Source organism: Flavobacterium sp. BFFFF1 (genome assembly GCF_002256285.1).
In the GTDB taxonomy this organism is placed as follows: Bacteria; Bacteroidota; Bacteroidia; order Flavobacteriales; family Flavobacteriaceae; genus Flavobacterium.
This window is the reverse complement of record NZ_NKJE01000047.1, coordinates 1-11,635: the sequence shown is the minus strand read 5'-3', so window position 1 is coordinate 11,635 and position 11,635 is coordinate 1. Positions and strand designations below refer to the sequence as shown.

Genomic DNA, 11,635 nt, shown 5'->3' with positions numbered 1-11,635 from the left:
TTACCACTGATCCAACATTGCCGGAAAGCGTCAGGTTCATCGGTGTAGTGCCTGAACATACAACCTGGGTTCCGCTAACTGTTCCGCCGTTGGCAGAAGGAGTTACAGTGATCGTTTGCTGAACAGTCTTTTGACAGCCAGTTGCAGCATTGGTAACAACCAAAGTATACAGACCCGCATTTACAGCACCTGCTGTTGCAGTAACTGTAGGATTTTGCACATTAGAGCTAAAACCATTTGGACCGGACCATGCATAAGTTGCACTGTTAGGCGTAAACGTGATACTTTGACCATTGGTCAAACTTGCAGTATTCAATGAATACTGAACAGCACTTGAACTACTCAATTGGATACCAACAGTAGCATTTGCGCCGGCATTCTGACCTACAGCACCAAAACTAACATCTTGGTAAACATAAGTCACTGCACCAGTTGTCAAATTCAACTGTACCTGGAAAGTGATACCATCAGTTGTCGCAACACTATTGTGTGTCGCTGAAGTATATTGGATGATATGAACATTTCCAACTGTTTGCGTCCTAATGGACGTCGTAAGTGGGGTTGTTATATCAAGATCATCCCAGAAAGGAGCCAAAAACACATTCCCAGCAGTATTTGCAGTACTTGGAAGCGCAACGTTCGAGAACGTAACCTCTCCAGTAGTAGATCCCAACACAATCGCACCATTCATACCGACCCTTGCAGTTGTAAATGCAGTGCCATTGAATGTAAATGAAGGAATAGTAATGTTGTGCTCAGAATCATCTGCAAGCGCACCAGTAACAGCAGTACCTGTAGCACTGATATCAATGAAACTTACCCCACTGCTTGAATTCATGGTATAACCAGGAATATTTACAGTTGACGAAGTAAGATTTAACGGAGTACCTTCACAAACTGGTGTAGATGGTCCAACAGTAGGTGTTCCAGGCAATCCATTCACATTGATTGTGAATGTAGTGTTAGGTCCTGTACATCCTCCTGCAATAGGAGTCAGCGTGATTGTTGCAGTACCTGCAGTAGCAGTAAATGAAGGAATTGCTGTAACACCAGTCTGGTTAGCCAAACCGATTGCAGCACCACCGCTAATGTTGTAAGTAGTACCTGTACCAGTTATGGTAATTGGTGCAGTTACATCACCAGCACAGAAGTTCTGTGTACCTGGCGAAGTCGCAGCAGGCGTGAAGATAATCATCTGACCAGCAGATGAAGCAACATCAGCGCAAGTCGGCGCATCATAGAACAACCTGTAATAGTGTCCTGTAGCAGGCGTAGTTGCCAGTGTAGTAACATTCAGTGTACCTGTAGTGTTACCAGTATAGGTAGCCCCTGTAGGAGTACCATTCACAACGCTAGTCCATCCGCTTACACCATTGGTAGAATACTGCCATTGGCGTGAAGTGATTACACCTGTTGCAGTAGAACTGAAACTTGTAGATCCACCTGAGAAACAAACATTTGAATTCGCAGGGTTTGTCTGTACAGTAACAGATTGGTTAATGGTAAGCGTAGCAGGGTTTGAAGTTGCTGACGTAGCCGCCCCTGTCACCACAGCCCTGTACTTATTAGTACTTTGAGCTAATGTTAAGCTTGAAAGCGATAGCGTAGCAGTTGTAGCACCTGAATAAATACCACCATCGGTGATATTCGTAAATGCTCCAACACCACCAACCTGCTCTTGCCATTGGTAACCACCTGAGTCATCACCTGTAGCTACTACTGAGAAAGACGCAGTAGTTGTAGTCTCACAGATCGTCACATCAGCTGGGTGTGTACCGATACCGGTACTACCCACCGTCAGTGGTGAATCAGGATTCGTTGTTTTAGAAGTACAAACTCCTAATCCTGAAACAACAACATGATAAAGGTTACCGTTGAAGGAAGCTGGAACAGCAGTAAGGTTCAGTGTAGCTGTTTGAGCTCCGCTGTAAACAGCATCATCAACAACATTCACAAAACCAGTAAAACCTGGTGCCTCGTTAACCATCCATTGGTAAGTCAATCCAGTTCCGGTAGCATTTACCGCAAACGAAGTGTTACCAAGGGTAACAACAGTCTGAGAAGCAGTATAAGATACGATTTGTACCTGATCGTTGATAACAACAGTTTGTGGGTTTTGAGCCACAGTAGTACAGCCTAGATTGGTGATTGTTGCACCAATAATAGTAGTACCTGCAGTTAAAGCCGTCACAACACCACTTGAATCTACAGTAGCGACTGCAGGGTTAGATGATGTCCAGGTAACACCCGGAGTTGTTGTGTCAAAATCAAGGGCCGGAGAACCAATACAATAGCTGTTGGCACCACCTGTGATGTCAGCAATATTGATAGAATTGTTGGTTACCGTAACATTTTGCGTAGAGAAACATCCCGCAGCTGATTCAGCCGTAGCTGTATAAACAGTTGTAGCAGTTGGTTTAGAGTAAACCACTTTTAATGCTTCTCCTGCGTATGGAATTGTCGCGCCGGAATCAGAATACAGGTCGGTAACTGGTGACCATGTAACTGTAGTTCCTGAAGGAGTATAGGTATACATTCTTCCGCTTGCAGGAACACCTGAATTACTGTTATTTGCAACAGTAGTACTTTGCGTATTACTTGTAAAAGTAATGTTGCTAAATGTCGTACCGTTCACAGTATATCCGGATGTAGCACTGCCCGTTGTAGTCGCCATTGTTCCGTAACGATATTCAATTACGTTCGTGGTCTCATACAGCCAAGCCTGGAATTTTGCATTCACATTACCACCCGTTGCACGAGGAACAGTAGTATTCCATTCCACAATGAAAATCCTGTTTGGTGCAGAACCTGTTACAAGCGTTTTCACACTTCCATCTAAACCAGTCGCCATATCATCCCAGTATGGGTATAGCTTAGGAATGTTGGTAGTACTTGTGGCACTGTTAGAAAACTCATCAGTAGCGGTACCTGTACCTAATAAAATCCATCCATCAGGTGAAACAGAATAATCTGTAAAATTAACACCATTAAAGTTGAACGTGAAACCAATTGACGCCGATGGGTCAGTTGGGGTATCGTCATTACCGGTAGTGATAACATCCGTAGCACCAACCATTGGATTTAAAGCAGCTCCGGTTGATGTAGAGAATACATAAGCTGGATAAGCCGCTGTAAGCGTACTGATTCCATTGTTACAAACTGTAGCAGGTGAAGCACTAGCCGTAAGGGCCGGAGTAGCATTTGCAGTAATTGTAAACGTGGTAAAAGTAGAACATGGACCATCCACAGCGTTTACCGTGTAGGTGTATGTACCTGGTAATGTTGGCGTAATTGAATTCGAATCACCGGTCAATGAGCCTGTGATGCCACTACCTGATGATGGCAATGCCGTCCAGGTGTAAGTGTAATTCGTATTTACGCTTGTAATAGTCACCAATGTAGAATCACCAGGACATACGCTTGAAGACGATGGCGTAGCCAAAATCGCATCAGCGTTAGTAACTGTAACGGTCACAGGGGTCCTTGTACTTTCACAACCAGTTACTGCATTTACAACTGACACATAGAACGTAGTTGTAGCGTTAATTGCAGTCGTGTAAGTTGCAGAAGTACTACTTTGCAATGCAGTAGTTGTTACATTATCTGCATACCATTTAAATGTTGGTGTGGTAAATCCATTGGTGTCCGCAACAGAAGCCGTTGGAACCTGGTTACCACATTGCGCAGAATCAGTTCCTGTTGGAGCTGTAGGCGCAGGATTAACAGTAATCAAAATGGTATCTGAATTTGTACAACCACTAACAGGGTTCGTAGCTGTTACGGTATAAGTTGTAGTCGAAGTTGGATTAACAACTGCAACTGCAGTGGTTGCTCCGCCTGGAGACCAAAGATAATTGTACGAAGCTGAGACGTCGGTCATACCAATCACATTGATGGTATAATCCTGCGAAACACCGCTAAAAAATGCAGTACATTCGTCAGTAGGACCGTTAGGGTTACCCTCACCACGGCTACGCAATCTCATTTTTGTATACCCACCAGCAGCATTTGCAGGAATAGCAATGCTTATTGTTCCTGCATTTCCGGTTGTCCAAACCTGGGTCCATTCACTATCTTCAAAACTACCATTTCTGTCATAATCAATCCATACAGACAGGATACTTCCTCCTGTTGTCGTTACACTAAGGTTATAAGATTGACCTGCCGTTACAGTAGTCGTAGTAGATCCTGACGCAGGATAAGTAGTAGAGAAAGGAGTTGAATTCACAATTCCCGTATTCGACAGCGTATTGAAAGTAACTGATGTGATTGGATTTGAACCAGCCCCACCACTACTATCCGTTGCACAATATCCACTTGGCAATACCGCTGGGCCTTCTGCAAGCGCAATAGAAGCCGCGGTAAGTGTTACAGCACTTCCTTCACACACTGTTGTAAAATCTGCTGAAGCTTCAACCGGCACTGGATCAACAGTGGCAGTAAAAGTAGCTGTATTCACACAACCGCTTACAGAATTTGAAGCAGTCAGTGTATACACAGTTGTTGCAGTTGGACTAAATGTCCATCCTGCCAATTCATCACCTGAAACACCCAATGAAGGATTCCAGATAAAAGAATTAAAATCAGGTGAACTTCCTGCTGTCAATGTCACCAAAGCACTTGTTTCAGCAATACATAAAGCTTCTGACGTACTGCTCAAAGTTAAAGCAGGTGGAGGCGTTACAGTTGCGATAACTGCAACCCTTGCGCTTGTACAGCCAGGCGTTTCCGCAGCTACATAAAAAGTAGTTGTGGCAGCAAGTGACGGTGTATAAGGAGACCCTGTAAATAAAAGGGTTCCACCTACAGCAGCACTATACCAATTAATACTTGCGCCAGGCGTACCTGAAGCAGTAAGGGTTACTGTACCAGGACCACAACGGGTATCATCAGTTGTAGCTGAAATACTGTTGGTAAGACCCACGGTAACCGGGTTTGTATAACTAACAGTTCCACCGCAGGATGCAATACCTACCCTGAAATCAGTTGGCGCTGTAATACCACTTGAAATCATCGAATCGGCGTTAGCTCCAGGAACATTTGTCCAGGATCCCAATCCAGCAGGGGAAGATTGCCATTGATAAGTAAGACCAGCTGTTATACCAGCATAATCAGTACTTAAAGTAGCCGTTAAACCATAACATACATTTGACACGTTTGATAACGTGTTAACGCCTGTAGGAGCAGTAGTTCCCAATACAGCCATTACCACTTGGGCAGAACCTGGCGCATTAGTACATAATGTGGTCTGGTTCGTATAGGTAATTGAGTAAGTAGTTGTAACCGATGGAGAAACTACCTGACTGAATATGTTTGTACCAGTAGCAAATTGTACACCATTAGCAAACCATGTTGTTGTATAGTTTGAAGGTGGAGCAAATCTGTAGGCAAACGAAGTTGTAATTGGGTTTTGTGGACTGGCAGATGCTGTAGTGCCTGAGGCATAAGCCAGGACTCCAATAGTACCATTTCCATTGTTCACACCAACAAGTTTCACACGGTCAACGTTAGTAGAGTTTGTAACATGTACCTCAATTATTCCCGTTGTTTCGTAGAAAATACCCTGCATCGTACTTGTTTTGGTATCACCAAACTCACGTACGTTCTCATAGCTCACAACGAACTTTCTGTTTGGAGAATATCCTTCAGTCCAATATTTAATTGTACCGTTAGCCGTTCCCGAAGTAGATAAATCATTATCCATCGCCAAAAGCGCAACCATATTAAATGGCTCAGAAACACTTGGTAAAGTTGTGAAGGTAAAATCAGCCAAACCAGTTGTATTAGTAAGGTTTAGCGCCCCAAATTGTACCGTTCCGTTAGATCCGATGTTGATAGTACTGTAATTGGTTCCAAAGAAATTGAAGTTGAATCCAATTGGAATACCACCCCAGCCCACATCATCAAGCGGCGTCGATGTACCACCCGAAATAGGCACAACAGCTGTACCACCTGTAACCAGTGTAGTTGCTGTCCCCGGCGCAGTGCGCGGAGCAAATGTAATTGCTGAACTTGTAAAGTTACCAGCGCTAAGTCCTGAATTGATGGTTGCACTTGTACCTGGACAAACGCCTGAAGCAGTTGTAGTAACAGTAGCTGTTGGGAGTGCATAGACACCTATAGAAATGAATGTATCGATGCTGCATCCACCTAAAGCAGTTGTAGCAGTAACTTTAAAATCAGAAGTTTCTGTAACATTCACATCAACACTCTCGCCCACATTAGAAGCTACAAAAGATGCCGATGGTGTCAAAGCAGTCCATGTGTAGGTAATTGTAGGGTCACTTGGAACAACGTTAAGTGTCGTTACACCACCTGTCCCACAGAAACTGGTCACAGTAGGTGTAATAACGATTGGATTAACAGTAACTGGTACTGCAGCCCTTTGTCCTTCGCAGGACCCGTTATCCTCTGCAACATACAATATTCTGGTTGTACAGATATTCGTGCTATAGGTATCACCTGTAAACAATAATGTACCGCCTGTAGCAGCATTATACCATTTAAATGTTCCGCCACTGCCTGTAGCTGTAAACGAAACAGCACCACCAGGATTTACCGTAGCAGAAACAGGAGCTACTGACGGAGCAGGCGAAGAACCTGTTACAGTAACGGTCTGCACACCTGAAATAGTAGCGCCATTTTTAGTAACCGAAGCTACGCCAGTTGTACCGGCTCCAGCGACACCTGTTATTGTAGTGGCATTTACTACTGTAAATGAATTTACAGGAGTACCTCCTATAGAAACAGCAGAAACACCTGTAAGGTTCGTTCCTGTAATAGTGAAGGTGCCTGAACTGGCACAAACGGTTAGCGGAGCGAAATCCGTAACTGTTGGAGCCGTCGTAGACCATGCATAATAGTTATCTCCTGTATGTACAATTGGACCTGGAGCAACTGTAGCGGTAGTTTTAGTACCTGTAGCAGTCAATGCGCCCGATGCACCAAAAGCAGTACTTCTGATAGTCCATGGACCTGTCAAAGAAGTTGCATCTGAAACAAATGTCTGGTCTTGAGTCGTAGTTAAAGCATCAGTACCGTTAAAGCTGATTGCTATCGTAGGATTGGTACCTGTAGTCGCCGCTGCTCCCAAAGTAGTTGCAGTTCTTACCCTGTACGCACGAGTTCCTGTTGCCAAACCTGTTCCGCCTGTTACAGCGTTAGTAGGAGCAGCAGTATCGCTCACCGTAACTGCCAAGGCATTTGAACCGGATGAAGCAGTAACCGGAGTACTTCCTGCAAACCATGTAACTGTAGGTCCGAAAGGGAAGTTAAACGTACTTGCTCCACCACGTCCCATAAGAACGAAAGAACCATTCTTAACGAAACTGTTTGTTGCACCCACTGTACCGGTAGTACCGGCATAAGTGTTGGATGTAGAGGTTACAGTATTTGTACCCATATTAAGGATATTACCCGGAGTATTACCACTTGCATTTAAAGTCAATGGAGTGGCACCGTATAAAACCAAATTACCGGTAAGATTCAAACCGTTTCCGTTACCTGCCAAGGCAAGAACATTAATCTTACGGTTTGATGGAATCGCAGCATCGTCACCATTAACAACCGCTGCAGTAGACGGAGCAAAGAAGTTTAACGTTAGATTATACAGCGCAACCCTTGCAACAGGTGCGGTAGCCACGGTGGTAAATGTACCCCCATTCGGCGTGCCGCTGGTTGTACCCACTCCAACAGTAGGAGCTGCGATATAACCATATCCTGAATTGGTCACTGTAAAACTGGTCAACTGTCCATTGCTTCCAATATTAGCAGTAGCTGCCGGCCATGATCCTGAAGGAAAAGCCAAAGTAGCCCCTGATCCACCACCTCCAGTGATTGTCAATGTTGGTGGCGTAGAATAGGTTGCAGTAGTTCCTGTATTAAGGTATACCGACTCCACATTACCGTTATTCACTGTAACGAGGAAATTAGCAGTTGTCAATGCAGTTCCTGTCACAAGGTTACCACCGGTAACCGTAACAGTAGGAGCGGAAGTATATCCTGTTCCTGCATTGGTAATCAGGTTAATCTGGCTTGGTCCCGCAAAACCTACGGTAGGCGCAACAGTATAGTTGTTACCTCCTCCTGTGGTTGAAAGCGAAGCCACCCCTGACGATGCCTGAACATCGCTGGTAAGTAAACTAGCTCCGGCATCACTATTGATAGTCAATCCTCCTGAAACAGTAGCGCCACCGCCACTCTTCTGGAATGAACTATTCACAGGCCCGTTCTGAGTATACAATACAACTCCTGAAGCCGCTGCACCAGTTCCCGTGGCGTTAGGCACGATCGTGATGGCAGGCGCTGTAGAAGAAGCATATCCACTACCGGCATTCAAAAGATTTAAACTTCTTAAAGTTGAAGTTGTTACATCCCAGTTTGCAGAAACTCTGGCAGGTGTACCTACATAACGTAAGCTTCCTACAGTTCCACTGGTGTGTACCGGAGCACCTGCCACACCCATCGCGGTAGTCGCAACAGCCGTATACAAGTTACCACCGTAGAAATATTGTGTACCAACCGTTAAGGCCGCAGGAGTATAAGGCGTTCCTATGGTACCAGCAGGTCCAACCCAAAGGAATTCGGCAGTACCGCCAGTAGCAGTAGCTGCACCACTTGTATGCGCAGGAGCCGTAGTACCAGCAGTACCAGCAACACTTACGATATAAATGTCAGTAGTTGTAACCCTGACATTTCCAATAGACAATGACGCACCTGCTGTCCAAAGAGACGCGCCGGCACAAGATGGAATCGGCGCCACAGTATATCCAGAACCCATATTGGTTACTGCAACGTGAGCCACCTGAGTATTCAATGCCAATCCATAAAGCTGGGCAGTATTATCTATTCTAAGTTTACCATTGGTATTTAGATTGCCTGTACCAGTGTGCCCTAAACTAAAAGTTGTTAAGTTTTGGGTCGTATTGATTGTGTTACTTCCGTTGTTTTGAAAAAGCAGCTGGCGGATAATTCCGCGCGTACCATCACCTTCAAAAACACCCGAACCGTCCAGCGTAGAACCGCTACCATTAAAGGTAAGGGTCGACAGTGTTCCGGTTCCAACAGCTAAATTGGCGTAACCATTATTGGTAAAATTACCTCCAATAGTAAACGTGATACCAACAGGAGTTGTCGCCGTGGTATACCCTAATAGTCTACCTCCGGAATTTATAAGAATATTCCCTCCGATGGTAACCGCAGAAGAACTTCCGCCCCATTGTAAAGTACCATCAATAGTTAAATTACCATAATTAAGAGCCTGATCTACCGTAACCGTTACTCCCGTAGGAATCGTAATACTGTTACCGGGAGCAGGAACCGTACCTCCCCAGGTTGCAGGCGAAGAGAAAAGTCCTCCCTGAACCGCCGTGAAGTTGGCTGGTGCGGCAGTAACAAAATTCACCCTGTCAAATGACATCGGTGATAACGCAGTACCTACTGATCCATCACATCTCCATCCAATCCAGATTCTTTTCGAAGACGAAGACAGCGAGTTACCCATAGCAACCCCACTTATCGTAAAACTACGGGTGGTAGCCACAGCATAGTTACCGTCTTCAATAAATGTATTTGATGTTGCAGTCGTCCCGAAAGTCATACCGGGCACTACAGTCCCCGACATGGTACCAGTAGCACCAGTAGCAATCGAAGCCGTAAATGTCTGATCAGTTACACCCACGCAGATTCCATCAAATCCCGCATCACCAGGGCTTCCAAACATATCCATTGTAAACGTGGCAATGGTCTCACCTGCAGGAAGCGTTACATCTCTGTACATCCACACCCATGACGCAGCAGCCGTGTTATAACCTCTGCTTGTACCATTGGTTGTAACCGTAACCCCTTTAGTACCGTGAGTCGGAGTAAATCCAATGGTCGCGGAGTTACCCAGCAGAAAGTTATTGTTTGCTCCCGCAGCTCCCTGTACAACAGTCCAGCCGTCAGCAGCAAAATTTGCACCTTCGAAGCTTCCTGCTCCAGTAGGGCTAATTATTGTTGTCTGCGCAAACAATGACGAATTTCCTAAAATAAGGAAAGACAGCATTAAAAACGCAGTCATCAAATAACGAAAAGCCACTTTTTTTGACGCAGTAGGCGGAGACCCGACAAGGTCCCCTACGTCATTTTTGAGCCAGGTATCCCTACCCGATCCCAATGAATCGTAATTTTTATACATAGTTTATAATTAATTAATAACGTCTAAAGTTATAAAAAAAGTTAACTAAATCATAACGTTTTCTTTTTTTTGACGATAAATTGTAAAAAAATAGTTAAAACGCCTGTTTTATCCGACCAATTACGCCTGTTTTTCCTTCCCAACGTTATACAGAAATTACATTTTTTTAATAAACGGGGGGCATTTTCCGCAACAGATTTTTAGAAAAGAGCGACTGAGAAAGTCATAAATCCATTATTTAGGCAAAAGTATTGCTGCAACCCGGTATAACTCCAGTTTGTTTACCTGAATTAAACAGATCTTCCAGAGAGAAGTGTAAAAAGTTAAAGGAAGAATAAATTGAAACTTCAAGGAATAACCATGTTTACTTTTGCAAAACAAAACCAAGCTATTGCGAACCCTTTTTGCAGTTTTTTAACCTGTATAAAACGCGATATAAGTTCAGGAATCTATACCTTAATATATATAGCGCTAAATTTACTCATGAAAACCTTTTTTAAACTCAAAGCGCTAAATGATGTTTAGCCGTTTCATCAGGTCGTCAATATAGGTTTTTGAGACCGGAATTATAGTGCCTCCAATCGTGATATTGGTTGACTCTAATTTAGTCATGTGATTTAAATTCACGATGTAAGACTTATGGGTTCTAAAAAAAGACCTCTGATCCAGACGTTCCAAAAAATAAGTCATCGACGCCCGCACTAATTCAAATCCTTTATCAGTGTGAATCTCCAGATAGTTGCCCTCGGATCTTATCCACATGATCTCTGATATTACAATTTTTGAATATTTAAATTTATCCTTTACAAAAATAGCATCCTTAATCATTAATGCATCTGATTGTTGATCCCATTCGTCATCTTTATCTTTTGCAGCTAGTTTATGCAAGGCTATTTCTATGGCCGTAAAAAGCTGTTCCGACTTGAATGGCTTTACAAGATAATTGATCGGATTGGTTTTTTTTGCCCTTTCAAGCGTGCTTTTATCTGAATAAGAAGTGGTAAAAATAAAAGGTACTTTGTAGCTATTGTTAATTTCTTCTGCAAGGTCAATACCGTCCTTTTTTCCATTAAGATTTACATCTAACAATATCAGATCAGGGATTTCCGTATTTAGAAGCGTAATGGCTTCATCAAAATCTATTGCATCCCCAATAACATAATAACCCATTTTTGTTAACATGTTTGACATGTCCTGCGATATGATCAATTCATCTTCTACAATCAGGATCCGTACCATATTTGTTTTAATTGTTGTTCAAATATATAAATAAATCCAATGCATCTTTTTAAACAAGCCCAACATAAAAAAACCTCCTGATTGCTCAGGAGGTTTTCTTTTATTTGTGTTTCAGTGAAACTTAGTAAGCCACTTTCTTGGTCACGACCTCATTGTCTGTTGAAGTGATCTGGACAAGCAATACCTGCTCCTCCGCCCTTAGGTCGTTCAACACCGTTT

2 protein-coding genes are annotated in these 11,635 nt (G+C 43.6%); both read right to left on the bottom strand.

The features are described from left to right. Positions 1-10,177: GEVED domain-containing protein (locus CFE23_RS16045; RefSeq protein WP_291090282.1), on the bottom strand; the 10,177-nt coding region annotated here is incomplete at its 3' end. A 510-nt stretch (positions 10,178-10,687) separates the two neighbouring features. Further along, positions 10,688-11,416 (bottom strand): response regulator, encoded by a 729-nt coding sequence (locus CFE23_RS16040; protein WP_291090273.1) that lies wholly within the window; start codon positions 11,414-11,416, stop codon positions 10,688-10,690. Between the last annotated feature and the right edge of the window lie 219 nt (positions 11,417-11,635).

What these genes read in the sequence shown, in the direction of transcription:
- CFE23_RS16040 (WP_291090273.1), bottom strand. Translation starts at nt 11,416, where the DNA reads ATGGTACGGATCCTGATTGTAGAAGATGAATTGATCATATCGCAGGAC.